The sequence below is a fragment of the Umezawaea sp. genome (assembly GCF_036375055.1).
In the GTDB taxonomy this organism is placed as follows: domain Bacteria; phylum Actinomycetota; class Actinomycetes; order Mycobacteriales; family Pseudonocardiaceae; genus Umezawaea.
Map to the genome: position 1 here is coordinate 51,650 of NZ_DASUSQ010000023.1, position 19,315 is coordinate 70,964.

Annotated in this window: 19 protein-coding genes; 10 read left to right on the forward strand and 9 right to left on the reverse strand. The window is 71.9% G+C overall.

Translation table 11 applies throughout. The features are described 5' to 3' along the window. Window positions 1-414, forward strand: a complete 414-nt coding sequence (locus tag VFZ92_RS07775) for a DUF5980 family protein (protein WP_330875117.1) — start codon at window positions 1-3, stop codon at window positions 412-414. A 132-nt stretch (window positions 415-546) separates the two neighbouring features. Here VFZ92_RS07775 and VFZ92_RS07780 read toward each other — a convergent pair whose 3' ends face one another. Together VFZ92_RS07780 and VFZ92_RS07785 are read right to left on the reverse strand one after the other, a co-directional pair. Then, entirely contained in the window at window positions 547-2,256 is a 1,710-nt protein-coding gene (locus tag VFZ92_RS07780; RefSeq protein ID WP_330875118.1) for an ABC transporter ATP-binding protein, read from the reverse strand. 65 nt (window positions 2,257-2,321) lie between these two features. After that, window positions 2,322-3,992: a carbamoyltransferase family protein gene (locus tag VFZ92_RS07785; protein WP_330875119.1), complete on the reverse strand. Its 1,671-nt coding sequence runs from the start codon at window positions 3,990-3,992 to the stop codon at window positions 2,322-2,324. A 232-nt stretch (window positions 3,993-4,224) separates the two neighbouring features. Here VFZ92_RS07785 and VFZ92_RS07790 point away from each other — a divergent pair, with 232 nt between their 5' ends. Next, complete coding sequence (locus VFZ92_RS07790; protein ID WP_330875120.1) at window positions 4,225-5,283, forward strand: phytanoyl-CoA dioxygenase family protein; 1,059 nt, start codon at window positions 4,225-4,227, stop codon at window positions 5,281-5,283. 66 nt (window positions 5,284-5,349) lie between these two features. Here the strand turns inward: VFZ92_RS07790 and VFZ92_RS07795 are convergent, their stop codons facing one another. The 3 genes from VFZ92_RS07795 to VFZ92_RS07805 form a co-directional block, all read right to left on the reverse strand. Next, a complete protein-coding gene (locus tag VFZ92_RS07795; protein ID WP_330875121.1) occupies window positions 5,350-6,243 on the reverse strand; it encodes a helix-turn-helix transcriptional regulator in 894 nt (297 codons plus the stop codon). Between the two features lie 57 nt (window positions 6,244-6,300). Next, the gene (locus tag VFZ92_RS07800) at window positions 6,301-7,104 is read right to left on the reverse strand and encodes an SDR family oxidoreductase (protein ID WP_330875122.1); all 804 of its coding nucleotides are present in this window, start codon (window positions 7,102-7,104) and stop codon (window positions 6,301-6,303) included. 215 nt (window positions 7,105-7,319) lie between these two features. After that, window positions 7,320-7,883: an NUDIX hydrolase gene (locus VFZ92_RS07805; RefSeq protein WP_330875123.1), complete on the reverse strand. Its 564-nt coding sequence runs from the start codon at window positions 7,881-7,883 to the stop codon at window positions 7,320-7,322. A gap of 189 nt (window positions 7,884-8,072) precedes the next feature. On the opposite strand from VFZ92_RS07805, the gene VFZ92_RS07810 reads away from it, so the two are divergent. The 4 genes from VFZ92_RS07810 to VFZ92_RS07825 are packed head-to-tail and all read left to right on the forward strand — an operon-like array spanning window position 8,073 to window position 11,537. Beyond that, window positions 8,073-8,687, forward strand: a complete 615-nt coding sequence (locus VFZ92_RS07810; RefSeq protein WP_330875124.1) for a DUF6875 domain-containing protein — start codon at window positions 8,073-8,075, stop codon at window positions 8,685-8,687. Continuing rightward, on the forward strand, window positions 8,684-9,568 hold the full coding sequence (locus tag VFZ92_RS07815) for a tryptophan 2,3-dioxygenase (RefSeq protein ID WP_330875125.1): 885 nt from the start codon (window positions 8,684-8,686) through the stop codon (window positions 9,566-9,568). Before VFZ92_RS07810 ends, VFZ92_RS07815 begins: the two co-directional genes overlap by 4 nt. Next, complete coding sequence (locus tag VFZ92_RS07820) at window positions 9,565-10,773, forward strand: kynureninase (RefSeq protein WP_330875126.1); 1,209 nt, start codon at window positions 9,565-9,567, stop codon at window positions 10,771-10,773. The genes VFZ92_RS07815 and VFZ92_RS07820 overlap by 4 nt, the downstream gene beginning before the upstream one ends. Continuing rightward, window positions 10,770-11,537, forward strand: a complete 768-nt coding sequence (locus VFZ92_RS07825) for an SDR family NAD(P)-dependent oxidoreductase (protein WP_330875127.1) — start codon at window positions 10,770-10,772, stop codon at window positions 11,535-11,537. Before VFZ92_RS07820 ends, VFZ92_RS07825 begins: the two co-directional genes overlap by 4 nt. A gap of 16 nt (window positions 11,538-11,553) precedes the next feature. On the opposite strand, the gene VFZ92_RS07830 is transcribed toward VFZ92_RS07825, so the two are convergent. Continuing rightward, window positions 11,554-12,678: an epoxide hydrolase family protein gene (locus VFZ92_RS07830; protein WP_330875128.1), complete on the reverse strand. Its 1,125-nt coding sequence runs from the start codon at window positions 12,676-12,678 to the stop codon at window positions 11,554-11,556. Between the two features lie 53 nt (window positions 12,679-12,731). On the opposite strand from VFZ92_RS07830, the gene VFZ92_RS07835 reads away from it, so the two are divergent. Both VFZ92_RS07835 and VFZ92_RS07840 read left to right on the forward strand, forming a co-directional pair. Next, window positions 12,732-13,739, forward strand: a complete 1,008-nt coding sequence (locus VFZ92_RS07835; protein WP_330875129.1) for a helix-turn-helix transcriptional regulator — start codon at window positions 12,732-12,734, stop codon at window positions 13,737-13,739. Between the two features lie 168 nt (window positions 13,740-13,907). Further along, a complete protein-coding gene (locus VFZ92_RS07840; RefSeq protein WP_330875130.1) occupies window positions 13,908-14,501 on the forward strand; it encodes an SDR family NAD(P)-dependent oxidoreductase in 594 nt (197 codons plus the stop codon). Here VFZ92_RS07840 and VFZ92_RS07845 read toward each other — a convergent pair. Then, a complete protein-coding gene (locus VFZ92_RS07845; RefSeq protein WP_330875131.1) occupies window positions 14,498-14,839 on the reverse strand; it encodes a hypothetical protein in 342 nt (113 codons plus the stop codon). The two genes, VFZ92_RS07840 and VFZ92_RS07845, sit on opposite strands and share 4 nt — an antisense overlap. A 241-nt stretch (window positions 14,840-15,080) precedes the next feature. On the opposite strand from VFZ92_RS07845, the gene VFZ92_RS07850 reads away from it, so the two are divergent. Together VFZ92_RS07850 and VFZ92_RS07855 are read left to right on the forward strand one after the other, a co-directional pair. Then, on the forward strand, window positions 15,081-15,695 hold the full coding sequence (locus VFZ92_RS07850) for a hypothetical protein (RefSeq protein ID WP_330875132.1): 615 nt from the start codon (window positions 15,081-15,083) through the stop codon (window positions 15,693-15,695). 294 nt (window positions 15,696-15,989) lie between these two features. Then, on the forward strand, window positions 15,990-17,114 hold the full coding sequence (locus VFZ92_RS07855; protein WP_330875133.1) for a hypothetical protein: 1,125 nt from the start codon (window positions 15,990-15,992) through the stop codon (window positions 17,112-17,114). A 299-nt stretch (window positions 17,115-17,413) separates the two neighbouring features. On the opposite strand, the gene VFZ92_RS07860 is transcribed toward VFZ92_RS07855, so the two are convergent. Next, a complete protein-coding gene (locus VFZ92_RS07860; protein ID WP_330875134.1) occupies window positions 17,414-18,484 on the reverse strand; it encodes a hypothetical protein in 1,071 nt (356 codons plus the stop codon). Further along, window positions 18,463-19,167, reverse strand: coding sequence for a hypothetical protein (locus VFZ92_RS07865; protein WP_330875135.1), 705 nt, complete (start codon window positions 19,165-19,167; stop codon window positions 18,463-18,465). Before VFZ92_RS07865 ends, VFZ92_RS07860 begins: the two co-directional genes overlap by 22 nt. Window positions 19,168-19,315 lie beyond the last annotated feature (148 nt).

Consider the following 19,315-nt stretch of genomic DNA (forward strand, 5'->3'; position numbering starts at 1 on the left):
TTGCGAGCACTCAAGACTGCGGCGACGGTCGCGGCCAGCCTGGCGTTGGTCGCGGCGGGCACCGCTCCGGCGACCGCCGCGACGTGGAGGATGGAGAAGGGCCGGCAGGGGGTGTGCTTGGACCCGGACTTCGGCCATCCGGGTGCCTACTTCATCGGATCCGTGGTGGGCACGTGGTCCAGGACGATCACGACCGGGCTCTCGAACCTGCCGCCGAACGCGGTCTTCAAGGGCTCGTCCGTGCTCCCTCCCGGCTCGCACGTGAACCCACCCGGCTCCTCGATCATCAACGTCTTCGCCGGTGTGGCGATCGGACCGGCGCCCGCGGGGGAGTACCACTCGGAGCTCTGGGCTACCGACGGCAAGCACACCGAGTCGACGCCGATCCGGATCACCTTCCGGGACGGGTGCTGAGCCTGCCCGCGACGACGCGGGACCGGTGCGGCGCCGGGTCAGGCAACGAGGACCAGCCGAATCCGGTTCGCCGGTCTTCTCGGCGAGCTGCCGCACCACCTCGGCGGGCGGCGTTCTCGGCGGGCGCGACGGTCAGGCGGTGGCGATCAACTGCGTGGCGGCGAGTTCGGCGTAGACGCGGTCCGTGGCGACGAGCCGCGCGTGGGTGCCGATGGCGTGGACGCGGCCCGCGTCCATCACGATGATGCGGTCGGCCATGGTCACCGTGGACAGCCGGTGGGCGACGACGAGCACGGTGGTCGTGCCCGCGACCTCGGCGACGGTGTCCCGCAGCGCGGCTTCGTTGACCGCGTCGAGCTGGGAGGTGACCTCGTCGAGCAGCAGCAGCCGCGGCTCGCGCAGCAGGGCGCGGGCGATGGCCACGCGCTGGCGTTCGCCGCCGGAGAGCTTGGTGCCGCGGTGTCCGACCTCGCTGTCCAGGCCATCGGGCAGGCGGGCCACCATCGCCCCGAGCCTGGTGGTGGCCAGCACCTCCGCGAGTTCGGCCTCGCCGGTGTGCGGCGCGCCGAAGAGCAGGTTCTCGCGCAGGGTGCCCGCCAGCACGGGGGCCTCCTGCTCGACGTAGCCGATCGTGGCGCGCAGGTCGGCGAGCGGCAGGTCAGCCAGGTCGGTCCCGTCGAGCAGGATCCGGCCGGAATCGGGTTCGTAGAAGCGTTCGAGCAGGGAGAACACGGTGGTCTTGCCCGCGCCGGAGGGGCCGACGAAGGCGGTCATGCCGCCCGCCGCCACGTCGAAGGTCACGCCGCGGTGCACCTCGGGAAGCTCCGGCCGGTAGCGGAACCGCACCTGTTCGAAGGTGACCGCGGCCGGTGAGGACTCGGCGGGCGCTGGCTCGGCGGGCGGCGCGTGTGGTTCGGCGGGAAGGGACTCGACCTCCCGGATGCGGGTGACGGCCGCCGCGGCGACCTGGTACTGACCGGCCACGTGCGTCAGCTCCCGCAACGGGGGCATCAGGTAGTACAGGTAGAGCAGGAACGCGATCAGGGTGCCGACGTCGATGGCGCCGGAGACGACGCGGCCACCGCCGAAGGCGAGCACCATGATGAAGGACAGCTGGAGCGCCAGCCCGCCGGTGCTGCCCGCCACCGCGTGCCACTTGGCGGCCCGCACCCCACCCCGCCACGCCCGCACCGCCGTGGCGTGGAGCCGGTCGCGCTCGCGCTCCTCGGCGCCGGACGCCTTGATGGTGCGCAGGTTCCCCAGCGCGCGCTCCATCGCCGCGCTCATCGCGCCGACGGACTCCTGCGTGTGCTCCGCCGCGCGCGCGATGCGCGGCACGACCACGCCGAGCACCACCTGGGCCACGCACAGCACGACCAGGACCACGGCGAGCAGCACGGGGTCGAGCAGCGCCATCATGGTCGTCGTGGCCAGCAGCGTCAGCACCCCCGTGATCCCGTAGACCACGGACCGGGTGCTCACCTCGCGCAGCAGCGTGGTGTCGGTGCTGACCCGTGACATCAGGTCGCCCGGCTCGGTGTCGTCCAGGACGGGGATCCGCAGCCGCAGCAGCCGCGACACCAACCGCTTCCGGGCGACCAGCACCACCGACTCGGCCGTCCGCTCCAGCAGGTACGCGCCGACCGCGCCGACCGCCGCGTGGGCGAGGACCAGCACGCTCATGAGCACCAGCAGGCCGGTGACGACCCGCTTCGCCGCCAGCTCGGCGATCAGGTCCCGCACCACCAGGGGCAGCGCGAGCCCGGTCGCCGCGGTGGCCGTGCTCAGCAGCCCGCCGAGCACCAGGTCCGTCCGAAAAGGACCGACGTACGCGAGCAGCACCCGCCACGGTGGTCGGCCGGACCGCTCACCCGCGGAATTCCGATCGACGGTAGGCCGGAGGCCCGTCATCGAACCGGGGGGTGAGGCTTCGTCACGAGGTGGTCCTCCAGGACGAGCGCGTCCAACGGCATCGCCAGGAACGCCGCCACCGCGTCGGCCGGGGTTTCGACCAGCGGTTCGTCGCGCCGGTTGAAGGACGTGTTGAGCAGCACCGGAACCCCTGTCCGGTCGGCGAAGCGGCACAGGAGCCGGTGGCAGACCTCGTCCTGCTCCCGGCTCACGGTCTGGACCCGAGCGGTGCCGTCGACGTGGGTCACGGCGGGGATGACCGCCCGTTTGGCGGGGCGGACCGGGACCGCGAACGTCATGAACGGGCTGGGGTGGTCCAGTTCGAAGTACTCGCCCGCGCGGTCCTCGACCACCACCGGGGCCAGCGGGCGGAACCACTCGCGCTCCTTGACGACCGAGTTGACGTGGTCGCGCATGTGCGGCCGTCGCGGATCCGCGAGGATGCTGCGGTGCCCCAACGCCCGCGGGCCGAGCTCCGAGCGTCCCCGGTACCAGCCGATGACCTCCCCGCGCTCAAGCCTGCTCACGACCTCGGCGAGCAGGGCGTCCTGGCCCGGCCGCGAGGAACGCAGCCGCGACCGGGCCGCGTCCAACGCCTGGTCGACCGCCGCCGCCGGGTACCGCGGCCCGTAGTAGGCCGTGTGCATGGTCGTGTCCACCGGCAGCCGACGCCGCTTGACCTCCAGCAGCACCTTGCCGATCGCCTGACCGTCGTCTCCCGGCGCGGGCACCACGAAGACCTGGTCGAACCCCGCCTGCCGGGCCACGCGCCCGTTCACCACGCAGTTCAGCGCCACACCGCCCGCCAGGCAGAGCCGGGTGCACCCGGTCAGGCGGCGAGCCCGTTCGGCCAGGCCCAGCACGATCTCCTCCAGGATCGTCTGCCCGGCGTAGGCGATGTCCACGTCCGCCCGCGTCACCGCGCGCCGGGCGTCCCCCGGCGGACCACCGCGTGCCGCCACGAACCGCTCCCACAGCGCCTGGTCCTCGGGCGTCGCGGACTCCCACCCGAAGAACTCCCGGCCCAGGGTGTTGGCCAGCACCGCCCGGACGAAACCGGGGGCGACGCGGTACGTGCCGTCCGCCGTGGTCCCGGCGAACTCCCGCAGGAGGTCCAGCAGTCGGGACGGCCGACCGTAGGCCGCCAGCGCCATCGTCTTGCCCTCGGCGTAGAGCTCCCGCATGCCCGCGAGCGCCCCGACGGCGGTGTAGAAGTGGCCGATCGACTCCGCGGCGAACGGACCGGAGGACGGGTTCAGCTCTTCCACCAGCCGCAGGTCCGGCCCGACGCCGTGCCAGATGGACGTGGTCGCCAGGTGCCCGTCCAGCTCACCCTGCCCGTCCAGCACCAGTACCGCGGCCTCGTCGAAGCCCGACCCGAAGAACGTGCTCGCGGCGTGGAACAGGTGGTGGTCGCAGGGCTCCAGTCCGAGGGAATTGTCGACGTAGTAGTCGTGTTCGCCGCCGAAAGATCGGGCGTACCCGTCGATACCGCGGAGATGGTGATAGGCCAGACCCGAGTTCCAGTGGTGTTTGTAGCGACCGCCGACCCTTTCCGAGGCGAGGGCGACGATCTCGCCCTCCGCTGACAGCAGCGCGACCCCGCCGTCGTGCCACGTGCTCGCGTGACCGTGCACTATCGGGGGCAGCTCGGCTAAATCCCCCACCGCCTCCCCGGAGGACCCGCCCACCGCTCCAGTGCCGGGATCCGGCATGCCGAGCACCCCCAAATGATCAATTCCCGACTCGCGGCCGTCAGCGGAACCTGATTACCTATACCACCCCCGTCACGGCTCGGTAGTATTGTTCCGAGGCCCAGATCGACATTCCGCCGGTGATACCGGTACCGACTGCTCCGTCCGGCCTCCACGACTTGCATCGCACGCGGGGGAGGCTGCGGTGGAACTGGTCCCGTTCACGGATTCCACGTCGTTGGTGGGCGATTCGCGCGCGCTGGCCTCCAGGCTCGCCGAGGACGGGTACCTCTGCTTGCGCGGTCTGCTGCCGGAGCCGGACGTCGCCGCGGTGCGCGACCGCATCCTCGCGCTGGCGCGCGGTGCGGGCTGGCTCCTGCCGTCGACGGGCACCGAACTCCCGCTGGCGGACCGGCGCGCGACGGCCTGGTGGCCGGATCCCGGCTACGTCGCCGTGCACGACCGGATGTGGCGCGACCGCGACCTCCACGCCCTGATGCACAGCCCCGCGCTCCTCGCCGTGCTGTCCGGCCTGTTCGGCGAGCCGGTCCTGGTCCACCCCCGCAAGGTCCTGCGGGTCGTGCACCCGCGGTGCGCGACCACGCCCCCGGAGACGGGCTGGCACCAGGACTACCCCGGTATCCAGGGCTCGGAGCGGACGGTCGCCGTCTGGACGCCGCTGGTGCCGGTCGAGCCGGGGACCGGTGCGCTGACCGTGCTGCCCGGCTCGCACCGCGCGGGGCAGCTCCCGATGCGGCTCAGCAACAACTCGATGGTCGGCTGGGAAGCCGATGCCGACACCTCCACCGTCCACACCGGACGCCTGGACCCCGGTGACGTGATCGTCTTCACCGCCTTCACGGTGCACAGCGGCAGCGCCAACGAAGGTCCTCGGCTGAGGATCTCGGTGGACTGCCGCTACCAGCCGGTGAGCGACCCGGTGTGCCCCGGAAGTCTGGAGTTCGACGACGGCAGGACCTGGGACGACGTCTACCGCACCTGGCCGAGCGGCGGACGGGGCGATCCTCTTTCGCACTACTGGCGCCGACTCCCGATCACCGTCGTCGACTACGACCCCGGCCCGCACAGCGCCCGCGAGCACGAGGTCATCGCCGCGGCCGAAGCCGGGAACCCCGACGCCCGGCGAGCCCTCCAGGTGATCTCCGTCTACGGCGGCGACCACGCGAGCAGGGAACGGGCGACCGCGTTGTTGCGGGAGCCGCCCTTCGGGGCCTCGCGGGTTCCCGTGACCTCGCCCGAATGACCCCGTGCTCGTTCGAGGTCGGTGGTCGTTTCCCCGCGGGGCACCGGTGCCGCTGGAGGCGCTGGACTACCGGCTGGGCGCTTGACCCCCGGTCGCCGTCTTCTCCCGGCCCGCCGCCCACGACGCCAGCACGGCCAGACCGTCCGCGGTCGCCGTGCCGGCTGGCGCGGTGTAGACGTTCAGGAGCAGGCCGGGTTCGGCGGGCACCTCCATGGACTCGACGTCCAGGTCGAGCCTGCCCACCACCGGGTGGTGCACGCGCTTGAGTCCGGACCGGTGGAGCTGAACGTCCTGGGACGCCCACCGCCGCCGGAACAGGTCACTGCGTGTCGACAGTTCACCGACCAGGGCGATCAGCTCCTCGTCGTGCGGATCGCGGCCTGCCTCCGTGCGCAGCTTCGCGGCCACGTCGCGGACGATCCGGTCGTGGTCGACGAAGAACGCCCGTGCCGCTTCGGGTTCCAGGTACACGAACCGCGCGGTGTTCGCGGGCCGTCGTGCGTCGGCCAGCACCGGTGAGAACAGCGCGCGGGCGAGGTGGTTCATGGCCAGCACGTCGTACCGGCCGTTGCAGATCCACGCCGGCGCGTCGGTGATGGCGTCGAGCACCCGCCGCAGCGCCGGACGCACGGCCACGGCCGGTCGCCTGCGGCGTGGAGCGCCGGGCGTCCTGGACCGCCGTGCGAGCTGGAGCAGGTGGTCGCGCTCGGCCTCGTCGAGTCGCAGGGCGGAGGCCAGCGCGTCGAGCACCCCGTCGGAGGCGCCTGCGAGGCCGCCGCGCTCCATGCGCACGTAGTAGTCGACCGACACCCCCGCCAGGAGGGCCACCTCCTCGCGACGCAGGCCTTGGACGCGGCGGTGGCCGCCGTAGGCGGGCAGTCCGGCCCGCTCGGGCGTGATGCGCGCGCGACGCGAGCTGAGGAACTCCTTGATCTCGGTGCGCAGATCGGTCGTGGCCACCCCGTCACCGTAGGCCCTGCCCGCGGGCGGAGGGAGGTTCTGCCGGTACCCCGACGGCTAGGTACCCGACGCGGTCGTGGCGATGCCGCCGTCGACCGGGATGACGGTGCCCGTGAGGTAGGCCCCGGCCCGGCTCGCGAGGAACACGGCGATGCCCGCCATGTCGTCGTCGCGGCCGATCCGGCGCAGCGGGGCCTTCGCCGCGATCGTGTCGCCGATGGCGTCGAGCGTGGAGGCCATCATCTGCGACGGGAACGGCCCAGGGGCGACCGCGTTCACCGTGACGTGCTGGGGGCCCAGTTCCCTGGCCAGCACCCTGGTGAGTTGGTGGAGCCCCGCTTTGCTTGCCGCGTAGGAGTAGTTGGGGGACGCGGCGACGTGGACGGCGGCGATGCTGCCGATGTTGATGATCCGCGCGGGATCGTCGGCGGTGCCTGCCCGGCGCAGTGCGGGCAGCAGCGCCCGCGCCAGCCAGAACGGCGACTTGAGGTTGAGGTCGATCACGTCGTCCCAGGCCTGGTCCGGGAACGTCTCCAGCGGCTCGCGCCACATCGCTCCCGCGTTGTTGACGAGGATGTCCAGGCGATCCGAGTCGGCCGTGACGAGATCGGCCAGGCGCAGGCACTCGTCGTGCTTGGACAGGTCGGCGGGGATCGCGCGGACGTCGCCGAACTCGGACAGCAGGTGTCGCGCCTCCGCGCACGCGTCCGCCTTGCGTGAGCTGATCACGACGCGGGCGCCCGCCCGCACCAGGCCGCGCGCCACCATCAGCCCGATACCCCTGGTGCCGCCGGTGACGAGTGCGTACTTCCCACTCAGGTCGAAGAGGTCCGCGTGAGTGGTGAACCGGGTGTCCGTCATCGGTCTTCGTCTCTTCTGTCGTGGAAGCCCGCACCGACGCGGTGCGGGCTGGGTTGCCTCGACCAGGTTGACCGGCGTCCTGCGCGTCTGGGAGCCCCTGGTGGTACGGGTACCGCGAGAGCCCCCTGTCTGGTGTGCGCTGCCGCGACGTCCTCCCGCGCGGTGATCTTCTCGGATGGAACGACCTCGATCTTCCGCGCTCATCGCCTTCTCCGTCATCGGCTCTGGTTGTGTGGTCGGACGATGTGCTGTTTCCCACCGGGGAACACCAGCGGGTGCTCCCCGACACCCGACGGCCAGGTCCACAGGGTGGGCTCAGCGGTTGGACGGAGCAGGTGGTGGATCGTTGGTTCGCGCATCGGCGCGAATTCGACAGCGGACAACCGACGGACCGCTTCGTGGATCGGCGTCCAGGCGACCTCCCGCACCACGCCGTCCGGATCGGCGGGCTTCAGGTCACCGGGCGGAGCGGTGGTCGTGAAGGTCAGCGCCGTCCAGAGGTCGGCCCGTCTACCTGCCGCCACCTCGTACTGGGCCACGCAGGACAACCGCCAGGGGGCGGCGATCGTCAGCCCGGTCTCCTCCGCGACCTCGCGTGCCAACGCCTCGTGCGCGAACTCGCCCTGTTCGACGACTCCGCCGGGCACCGCCCAGTACGGGGTGGGATCGTCTCGTCCCTGCTGCCGCACGAGCAGCACGTCCCCTTCGCGGACGATCAACGCGGCTACCACGAGCTTGGACGTAGCTGCCATCTCCGCAGTGTCCCAGCCGATCCGCACCGGTTCGCGATGCTCCGGGGGCACGCGGTACAGCCTTGGACGGGACTCGTTTTTTCGCCGCATTGTTGATGTTCACAGTGTGGAGAGCGGGATCCGAGCGCAACCGATATTCACCTGATCGGCCCTGTCGACGATTGCATTCCGCGCTACAGTGGAACTCGGGGGTGGCTGTTTTCCTGGGGAGGAGAAATGGTTCAGGGGGTTTCTTCATGGGCTCTTGAAGCTGCTCGGATCTGGGTCCGTGAATATCTTTGCGAACCGCACGAATCTATCGGCAGAACCGGTGCTGTGTGTCCGTTCGTCGAACCGTCGTTGAGGGCGGACTGCCTTGAGATCGAAGAATGGCCGGTCGAGGAGAACGCGGGTCCGCGCGAGGTCGTCGTGTTGATCGAGCGCATGGTCCTGCGCTTCGGCGAGATCGAGTGGGCCTCGGCGAACGCGACGTTGCACGCGCTCGTGGTGGTGCTCCCCGACCTGGTGGGCGAGCGTGCGCGACTGCTCGACGAGGCGCACGCGAAACTCAAACCGCAGTTGGTGCGGCGCGGGCTGATGCTCGGTCAGTTCCACGCGGAATGTGACGAGCCTGCCGCGCGAAACCCGGAATTCCCGGTGTCGAGATCGCCCGTTCCGCTGCTCGCGCTGCGGCACATCGCGTTTCACGACATCCTTTTCCTCGACTCCGATCCGGGGTGGTTCACCCATTACGCGGGGCGCTACGGAAAACGCTACGCCAAGGGAGCCGTGCGCGAGCCCCTGTTCATAGAATTGTTCACGCGAGCCTGTACTCGGTGGAGGTACGAGTGACCCGTCCACCGCCGGACCTGGGGATCGGCAGCAACGCCCAGCGGCAGCAGTTGGCCGCCGCCACCAACGGGTGTCCGGTGCTGGACTTCCCCGGTGCCAGCACGCCCTACATCGACTACCAGAGCATCGACGTGCTGCTGTCGTTGCAGCAGCCGCGTTCCGGGGACCCGTCCGAGCTGACGTTCTACGTCCTCGGCCAGGTGAAGGAGCTGCTGTTCAAACTGGTGCACACCGAACTGGTCCGGGTGCGCGGGCTGCTGGACGCCGACGACGTCAGCGGGTCGGTGTGGGCGCTCCGCCGCACCCGCCGGGTGGTCGAGCTGCTGGTGAGCAGTTGGGACGTGCTGGGGACGCTGGCGCCGACCGAGTTCAACGCCTTCCGCGACCACCTCGGCCAGGCCTCGGGGTTCCAGTCCTACATGTACCGGATGGTCGAGTACGTGCTGGGCAACAAGGTCGAGGCGCTGGCCCGTCCGCACCGCAACGTGCCGCACGTGAACGAGCAGGTGGACAGGGCGCTGCGGGAGCCCGGCGTCTACGACGCGGCCGTGGCGCTGCTGGCCCGCCGCGGCGCGGCCGTCCCGCCCGAGGTGCTGGACCGCGACTTCTCCCGTCCGGTGGACCCGCACCCGGACGTCGAACGGGCCTGGGCCGACGTGTACCGCGACGGCGGCCCGGCCGATGAGCTGTTCCTGCTGGCCGAGGGGCTGATGGACGTCGCGGAGGCCGTCTGCCGCTGGCGGTCGGTGCACCTGCTCGTCGTCGAACGGATCATCGGCACGAAGCCGGGCACGGGCGGCACCGCCGGTGTGTCCTGGCTGCGCCGCATCAACGAACACCGGTTCTTCCCGGAGTTGTGGACCGCCAGGAGGTTGCTGTGACCGTGATCGGGAACGTCGCCGGGCTCCGTGACGCCACCGACCCCCTCGCGCACCTGCGCGAGCGGTTCCACCCGGTGCCCGAGGACGCCGTGTACCTCAACGGCGGCTCGCTGGGCAGGTTGCCGGCCGCCACGGCCGCGCTCGTGGACCACGTGGTCCAGCAGGAGTGGGGCAACGGCCTCGCGGAGGCGCGCACCCAGTGGTTCGACCTGTGCGAGCGGATGGGGGACCGGGTGGCGGAGGTGGCGCTCGGCGCGCACCCCGGCGAGGTCGTCGTCGGCGACTGCACCAGCGTGAACCTCTACAAGCTGGCCGCCGCGACGCTGGACGCGAACCCGGAGCGCCGCACGATCGTCACCGACGACGACAACTTCCCCACCGACCAGTACGTGCTGGCCGGGGTCGCGGCCGAACGCGGTGGCACCCTGCGCCGCCTGCACTCGCACCCGGACCGCGGCCTCGACCTGGACCTGCTGCGGGAGGCCGTGGACGACACGGTCGCGCTGGTGTCGCTGTCGCTGGTGTCGAGCCGCTGCGGTGCGCTGCTGGACATCGCCGAGGTGCACCGCATCGCGCACGCGGCGGGCGCGCTGGTGCTGTGGGACCTCAGCCACGCCGCGGGGGCGGTGCCGGTCGACCTCGCGGCGAACGGCGCGGACCTGGCGGTCGGCTCCACCTACAAGCACCTGTTCGCCGGACCCGGCGCGCCCGCCTTCCTCTACGTCCGACGCGACCTGCAAGCCGTTCTGCGGCAACCGATCCACGGGTGGTACGGCCACCGCGAGCAGTTGGCGATGCGCATCGACTACGACCCCGACCCGACCATCCGGCGGTTCCTCACCGGCAGTCCACCGATCCTGTCGCTGGTGGCGACGGGCGCGGGCCTCGACGTGATCGCCGAGGCCGGGCTGCCCGCGCTGCGCGCGAAGAGCGTCGCGCTGACCGGGTACCTCCAGGAACTGCTGGAGCCCACCGAGCTGCGGCTGGCGGGTCCGGCCGATCCGGCCGGGCGGGGCGCGCACGTCACCTACGAGCACCCGCGCGCGGCGGAACTCGTGCCGCTGCTGGCGCGCCGTGGTGTCTTCGTCGACCACTCGGTGCCGAACCGGTTGCGCCTGACGCCCGCGCCGCTGTCCACCCGCTTCACCGACGTCGCCGAGGCGGCGAGCCGCATCCGAGAGGTCCTGGAGGGGAACGGTTCATGAGTCGACGGCGGGTACTGGTCACCGGCGCGTCGCGCGCCAGCGGCATCGGCGCGGCGAGCGCCGCGGCACTGGCGGCGGGCGGCGCCGTGGTCGCCGTGCACGCCCGCGAGGACGTGGAGGCCGCCGAGGCCGTGGCGGCGAGCCTGCCGGGCGACGGGCACGCGGTGGTCGTCGCGGACCTGGCCGACCCGGACCAGGTGGCCGAGATGGTGCGGCAGGCCGTCTCCGCGCTCGGCGGCGTCGACGTGCTGGTCAACAACGCCGCCCTGCACGTGGAGCACCCCATCGCGAGCACCTCCTACGCCGACTGGCAGGCGCTGTGGCGGCGGACCCTGGACGTGAACCTGATCGGCACGGCCAACGCCACCTGGTGCGTGGTGGACCACCTGCTCACCCGACCGGAGGGACCGGAGAACGCGTCGATCATCATGGTCGGCTCGCGCGGCGCGTACCGGGGTGAGCCCGCCGTGCCCGCGTACGGGGCGAGCAAGGCGGGGATGCACGCGTTCGCCCAGTCCATGGCGGTCGCGCTGGCGCCGCACGGGATCGGCGTCGCGGCGGTGGCGCCCGGCTTCACCGTCACCGACCTCACCGAGGACCTGCTCAAGGGGCCCGAGCGGGAGTCGATCCTGGCGCAGCACCCGTTCGGCCGGGTCGCAGCCTCCGCCGAGATCGGGGCCGCCGTCGCCTGGCTGGCCTCGCCGGAGGCCCAGTGGGCCAGCGGCACGGTGCTCGACCTCAACGGAGCGTCCTACCTGCGGTGAGGTCGAGCACCGCCGGTCAGGAGCGGAAGAAGGTCCGCAGGTCGCCGACGAGCACGTCCGGGCGTTCCAGCGCCGCGAAGTGCCCGCCGTCGGGGAACTCCGACCAGTGCACGACGGCGGTGTTGTCCCGTTCGGCGAACGCGCGGATCGACGTGAAGTCGTCGGCGAAGACGGCGACCCCGGTCCGCGACGGGTTCACCTCCGGCTCGCGCGCGGCCTTCGCCTCCTCGAAGTGGTAGCGCCCCGCCGTGGCCTGGGTGTTGGTGAACCAGTAGAGGGAGACCTGGGTCAGGACCTGCTCGGTCGTCACGAGGCTCGTCCCGTCGCCGAAGTTGGCGAACAGCTCGCTGTAGGCCAGCTGCCCCACCGGTGAGTCGGCGATGCCGACCGAGACGGTCTGCGGGCGCGTCGCGTTCATCTGGTTGTAGCCGCCGACGGACTGGAACCAGCGCATGTGCTCCAGCGCCGCGTAGTCCTTCGGTTCCAGCTCCTCGAACTCCGCCGGGTCTCCGGTCGGGAACGAGAACAGCTGGAGCACGTGCAGGCCGAGGAAACCCTCCGGCCGCATCAGCCCCAACTCGCGGGAGATCAACGCGCCCGCGTCGCTGCCGTGCGAACCGTACGAGTCGTACCCGAGGCGCCGCATCAGCGCGTCGACCGTCTCCGCCACCCTCCGCATCGTCCAGCCGCGGCCGACGAGCGGCGTGCTGAAGCCGAATCCGGGGATCGACGGCACGACGACCGAGAACGCGTCCGCGGCGTCGCCGCCGTGGGCGACGGGATCGGTGAGCGGGCCGATCAGGTCGAGGAACTCGGCGAACGAGCCGGGGTAGGTGTGCAGGAGCAGCAGCGGGGTCGCCCCCTCCTCCTTCGACGGCACGTGGACGAAGTGCACGGTCTGCCCGTCGATCTCGGTCAGGTACTGCGGGAACTCGTTCATCCGGGCTTCCTGCGCGCGCCAGTCGAACGTGGTTCGCCACTGCTCGACGGTCTCGCCGAGGTAGCTGTTCGGCGTGCCGTACTCCCAGTCGTCGGTGGGGGCGGGCCGCGGCAGCCTGGTGCGGGCGAGGCGCTCGTCGAGGTCGTCCAGGTCGGCCTGGGGGACATTGACGCGGAAGGGGCGGATCTCGGTGTTCGTCATGGGACCCACGGTAGGAGCTGTATAGGAACGTTCGGTTCCTATAAGGTGGATGGGTGTTGGACACCTCCTCCCGGCTGCTCGCGCTGCTGGCGCTGATGCAGTCGCGGCCCGCGTGGTCGGGTTCGGAGCTCGCGGAGCGGTTGAACGTCACGGGGCGGACGATCCGCAACGACGTCGACCGCCTGCGCGAGCTCGGGTACCCGGTCGACGCCGTGCGCGGACCCGCCGGGCACTACCGGCTGGGCGTCGGGGCGAAGCTGCCGCCGCTGCTGCTCGACGACGACGAAGCGGTGGCGGTCGCGATCGGACTGCGGGCCGGACGCGGGGTCGCGGGCATCGAGGACAGCGCGGCGCGGGCGTTGGCGAAGCTCCAGCAGGTCCTGCCGCACCGGTTGCGGCGCCAGGTGACCGCGGTGCACCAGGCGATGACCGAGGGCCCGGAGAACACCGGCGGCAACGTCGCGGACCCGGTGGTGGACCCCACCGCGCTGGCGACGATCGCGGCGGCCGTCCGCGACTCCGAACTGCTGCGGTTCGACTACGCGGCCCCGGACCGCACCGACGACGGGCCGCGCCGCAACGACGCCTCGGCGCCGTTCGGGGAGTGGCCGGTGCTGGTGGAGCCGTACCGGCTGGTGAGCTGGGAGCGGCACTGGTACCTCGTCGCACGGGGACCGGAGACGGGGACGTGGCACACGTACCGCGTCGACTGGATCTCGTTGCGGATGGCGACCGGTCGCCGCTTCACCGCGGTCGCGCTGCCCGGCGGGGACTACGCGGACTTCGTCCTGCGCGACGTGGCCACCGCGGGGTGGAGGGTGCACGCGAGGATCACCGTGTTCGCGCCCGCGGAGGACGTGCTGGCGCGGATCAACCCGGCCGTCGGCGTGGTGGAGGCGGTCGACGGGTCGACGTCGGTGCTCGTGACCGGGGCCGACAGCCTGGAGCTGATCGCCGTCTACACCGGGATGCTCGGCCTCGACTTCCACGTCACCGAGCCGCCCGAGCTGGTCGAGCACCTCCGCGTCCTCGGCGGGCGCTACGCCCGCGCGGTGGACTGACGGAGCACCGCGCCGCGCTCGTCGGTCTGCTCGACCACGCCGCGCCCCCGGCCACCGCTCCCGACCCGCTCCCGCGGTCGTCGAGCGGAACCGCCCGCTCGGTGCGGACGCCGACCCCGGTGGGATCTAGGGTTCGGGGCCTGTGCGCAGTGGTGTCGGAGGTGGGCCGTGACGGGTAGCAAGACCTTCCTGGTCGCCGGGGTGGGTGGTGGGCTCGGGCGGGCGTTCGCCGAGCGTGCGCTGGGTGCGGGCCACCGCGTCGTCGGCATCGTCCGCAGACCCGAGCAGGTCGCGGAGTTCGAGGCCCTGGAGCCGGGGTCGGCGTTCGCGCGCGTCCTGGACATCGGGTCGGCCACCGGGATCGAGCCCGCGATCAGGTCCGTCGAGGCCGAGATCGCGCCCATCGACGTCCTCGTGGCGGGCACGGACCACGCCGAGTCCACGGTGGAGGACCTCCGTAGGCAGCGGGACATCGACGTGTTCGGGACGGTCGCGGTCGTGAAGGCGGTCCTGCCCGCCATGCGGCTGCGGCGCGGCGGGACCGTCGTCGTCGTGACCCCCGACGCGACCCCGTCGTACCACGGCAGCAAGTTCGCGCTGGTCGGCATCATGCTCTCCCTGGCGACGGAGGTGGCCCCGTTCGGCGTCCGCGTGACGGCGGTCGAACCGGAGGCGTTCCGCGCCGCCTGGTCGAACGAGGGGCTGGTGCTGGAGTCGGACGGGCCCCTGGCCCTCGGTGCGGGTACCACCTCGCCCCCCTAGTCGAGTGAGTCCGGCGGGGAATCGTCACGGGCTTCGTCACCCAGGGCGGCCATCTCCTCCACCACGGCGGCCGTCTCGGCCAGCAGGGCCTCCACCGCGTCCTCGCGGCCACCCTCCGCGGGCACCCACCCCTGGCTGATCAGCCACAACCGGTCGGCGTTGTCCCGCAGCCGGATGGCCAGCGCGGCCATCGCCCCGAGGTTGCGCGCGGCCGCCGCCGACACCCGCGTCCGGTAGGCGGCCTGTCTGCACGCGGCCGAGCAGTACCGCCTCGGTCGGCCCGCGCCCGCGGCGGGAATCTCGTTGTCGCAGTTCCGGCACTGTTCGCTTTTCGTCACCACAACCTCGGTGACGTAATAGGAAAAACGTTGACCCGGCGTGCTCGAAAAGGACGCCCTATCAGGCGACGGACAATTCGTTGACCGGTCTGATTTCGGCGTGTGTACTGAGACGGCAGTCGCAGGAAGAACGGCAAGGAATTGCGGCGGTGTTCCGGCCCCCACTCCCCGCTGGAATGGGATTTGTGTTCTCGGTGCAGGTTGGAAACATGTCCGCACTTAATTGTGAGGAGTATTCCGCATGTCCACTCAGTATTCGCTGACGGTCACGAACAACTCGACCCAGTTCCAGGACATCGTCGTCTACCAGAAAGCGGTGGACCTCGGCGTGCCCAACGCGCTGTCGCTGGCGTGGATGACCGCGCCCGCGCACCCGAAGACCACGGTCACCTTCACCTGGAGCGAGGACTACAACTTCGTCTGGTCGCAGACCGGCACGCTCCAGCCGGGGGTCGCGTTCAAGGCGCAGCAGACCATGGACGCCGACCCGGAGAACCCGGAGGCCAACCAGGTCCAGTTCGGCTCGCCGAAGGGCGCGTTCACCTTCATCGACGGCCCGGCGATGGGAACGCCGCAGCTGGGTTCCCTCTACATCCGCACGCTGCCCGACGTGCCCGCCGACACCGCGTCGGTCGGCATCGGCATGTCGAACGCGGGCACCTTCGTCGTCACCGCGGGCCCGAACCTGAACTACGTGTTCACGCCGCACCCGTCGTACTGGGTGGCCGCGGGCACGTTCACCGCGGGCGAGGTCCTGGACGTCGAGGAGATCACCAACACGCAGGAGATCACCTACCGGAGCACGTTCGCGCAGAACGCCGTGCTCGGGTCGAACAACCTGTGGACCGTGTCCTGACGGCCCGCGTCCGCGCCTCGTAGCGCGCGGGCCCGTCACCGGCGTTCCGTGCCGCCCCCACCTCCCGGCACCGGACGCCCCACGGCTGGGTGCGCGGCCCGTCCCCCCGCGCACCCAGCCCGGTAACTCGCACCCCCGCACCGCGCCGCCCTCCACGACCCGGCGCGGTCGCGGTAACCGGACCTCGTCCGGCCGCGCCCCTGCCTCCGGCGCGACCCCGGCGCCCCGCAGCACCGACACCCAGCACCGACTCCCGCACCGCGTGCGGGAGTCGGGCATCCCCGAGGAGAACTCGTGAAGAACTACGAGAAGGTCCAACTCGTGGCCTACGGAACGGTCACGTCGGCACCCGTGCGGGTGCTGCCTCCCGGAAGGCCGCCCGCGGAGGAGTACGACGCCGACATGAAGACGCGCGGCGCCACCCTGTGCAAGGTGGCCAACTGGATCCAGGCCAACCACTCGGCCGCGGTGTCCGACCCGACCGTGCTGAAGGTGCTGGTGGTCCCCGAGTTCTACTTCCGCTTCGGCGGCCCGGTGGCGGCCGACTCCCCGCCGGACACGCTGAACAACAGCTACCCCGACGCCGTCGGCATGATCTCGAACCTGATCGGCGACGTGCTCGTGCCCCAGTTCTCGACCGACGCCTGGAACGACTGGATCATCATCGCGGGATCGGCGTTCTGGCACGTGCCCGCCGCGAGGACGACGAACGGGAATGTCGCCTACTTCAACACCTCCATCGTGATCAACGGCGGTGAGCTACCCGAGGACGAGCCCAACACCAACGACGACCCGGCCACGGTGCCCACGCTGGGGCGTTCCTCGACCAACCAGAAGGCGCTGATGTCGCGCATCGACTGGTCGGTCGCGCGCGGCAACGACCGGAGCAAGTGGGACGCCGCGCTCAACCCGATGTTCACCACCCAGCTCACGGACGACAGGTACCTGCGGTGGCACCTGTTCAAGACCGGGGGCAAGGGCAACCGGGGCGGCAGGTCGGTCGTCCTCGGCGTCGAGGTCTGCCTGGAGCACGTCCGGGCCAGCGAGGACAGGGGAGAGGTCGCCGGGGTGCTGCGGGTGCTCGCGGCTCAGGAGCCGCAGATGCCCCCGCCGGACGTCCACGTGGTCACCTCGTGCGGCATGGACCTCGTTCCGACGATCGGCGTGGCCACGGCGCCGGGCGGGATCGCGATGATCTGCGACGGGGCCCAGCCCGACACCGGGATCCAGCCCGTCTGGTGGCCGCACGCCGAGGTGCGCCGGACGACCGGCGTGACGAGGGACGGCGTGCGGCTGATGGCGCGTGGCCGGAGCCTGGGGTCGTTCGAACTGCCGGACGGCCTCCAGGTCGGAGCGCCCGGCGACCCGAGGACCCCCAGGGACGCGGTGTCGATCTGGGAACCGGTCGACCTGCCCTGATCCGACGCCGGGAGGCGCCGCTCGTGCGGTGCCCCCCGGCTGGGGGCGATCCGCGCACCGCCGCCGCGCTCCCACCGGGGCGCGGGTCTCGACGTGCACGGCGAGCGGCATGGTCCGGACGCTACGCGGGGAAGCGGGGACCGACCAGGGGCGCGCGCTGGTGCGGACCCGTTCCTCGGCGGTCCACCTGCCGTTTCGACCCCGGTGCCGGATCGGGGGACCACCGACGGGGTGATCTCCGGTGGTGCTGTCCGGGACGCGGTCGTACGGCTCCGCGCGGCCGGGTCGGCGGTGCCCGCCTACCGCGTCGGGTCGGGTGGCGGGGGAGGGTTGGTGGCGAAGACCGGTCGCACGTCGCCGATCCACGTGTCGGAATCCGCGGTGACCATGGTCGTGGGGCCCACGGCGAAGTCGCGGTACACGCGGGTGCTGTCGAACTCCCCTTCGCCGTAGCGGTTCCAGCCCGACCCGTCCGCGGACGTCCACAGGTAACCGGCCTGCGTGACGGCGTGGCCGAGCAGCACGAACCCGTCGCCCCAGTCGCGGACCCGGTCCAGCGAGCGGCCCACGGCCGGTCCCACGGCCGGATCGGGGAGCCTGCCGGGGTCGATGCCCGCCTGCCGCCACACCCCGTCCCGGCGGAACCACACCTGCTGCCCCTCGCCGTCCAGGGACGAGGCGACCAGCACGACCGCGCCGCCGTTGCCCGCCAGCCCGTCGACCGACAGCAGGGGCAGACCCCCCGCGATGTCCTCCCACCCGACACCGTCGGGCGAGGCGTAGACGCGAACGGGGTCGATCTCGTCGTCCACCGGCACGGAGGCGCTGCCGTACGCGTGGCCGGGCTCCACCAGGAAACCGTCCGGTGTCGCGACCGCCAGCGGCGAGCTGTTCGGCAGCACGGCCTCCGCGCCCGGCAGGGGTTTCGGGGCGTCGAACGACCGGCCGTCGCGGGAGTGCCAGTACGACAGGCCCGCGTGCTCGGTGTCGCTGCGCACGACCAGGACGCCGCGCGGCCCGGCGGCCAGCGCGACGGTCGCGTCGTCCCACTCGGACAGGGGCACCTCGTCCCACCGCTGTCCGTCGTCGCTGCGCCACAGGGACAACCCGATCGTCGTCGCGCCCAGGACGTACGCGGAGGAGCCGTGCGCGGCCGTGGCGATCGGCTCGTCGAGCCCGTCGAGGTAGGTGGGGTCCCAGTCGCGCCCGTCCGCCGACACCGACACACCCTGGTCGAGCGCGAGGAACCCGCGGTCCCAGCCGTCCACGGCGCCCCGTGCGGGCTCGACCCGCGTCCACGGGGACGTCGGCGGCTCGGAGGAGCACGCCGCCAGCAGCAGCACCAGCACTAGGAGCAGTCGGAACGCCACATCGCCTCCCCGTCCAGGCACAGCTCGCGCGACCCGGTCACCGCGGTGGTGCGGAACGGCAGGCCGTGGTCGTCCAGCACGAGTTCGCCCGACTCCTCGCCGGACGTCCAGGCCAGGCGCAGCCGCCACTCCACCAGCGCCGTGGTCACCTTCGTCGTCACGATCAGCTGCTCGGGGTCGGCCTGGTCGACGCGGTAGGGGAAGTCGGGGGTGTCGGGTTCGGCCACGAGCCTCGGCTCCGAGCGGTCGAGGTCGACCCGGAAGTACCGGGGCGGGACCTTGCTCGCGCAGCCCGCCCGCAGGAACAGCCCGACCGGCGCGGGCAGCGACCGGACCACCTCGACGCGCGCGGACTGCAGCACGACCGCCCGGCCCGCGGTGCCCTGCACGGTGACGGTGACGCGCGAGCCCGACGCGATCACGGCCTCGGCGGGCGGCACGTAGCCCTCGCTCGCGATCTCCCGCTGCCCCTGGTCCGGCACCACCCGGCCCGAGGCGCAGTCCACCGGGTCGTACTCCACCACGGCCGCCACGGGTGACGCGGGCGCCGGCCGCGGAGGCTCCGGCCAGACCGCGACCGCCACCAGCCCGGCGGCCAGCAGCACGGCCACGACCGCCAGCGCGATCACCCCGCGGCGGTCGTGGTGCTGGTCGATGCGGTCGCCGACCTGGACGTCCTGCACGGATCCGGCCTGAACCGCCGCCGTGACGTTCCCGTCGATCCTGTTCCGGCTCTTCCCTGTGTCGATGATCCGATCATCGCCCACGATCCGCCGCCACGATCCGCAGACCGGCGGAGAGACACTCGTTCGGACGAGCGCCGCGCCCCCG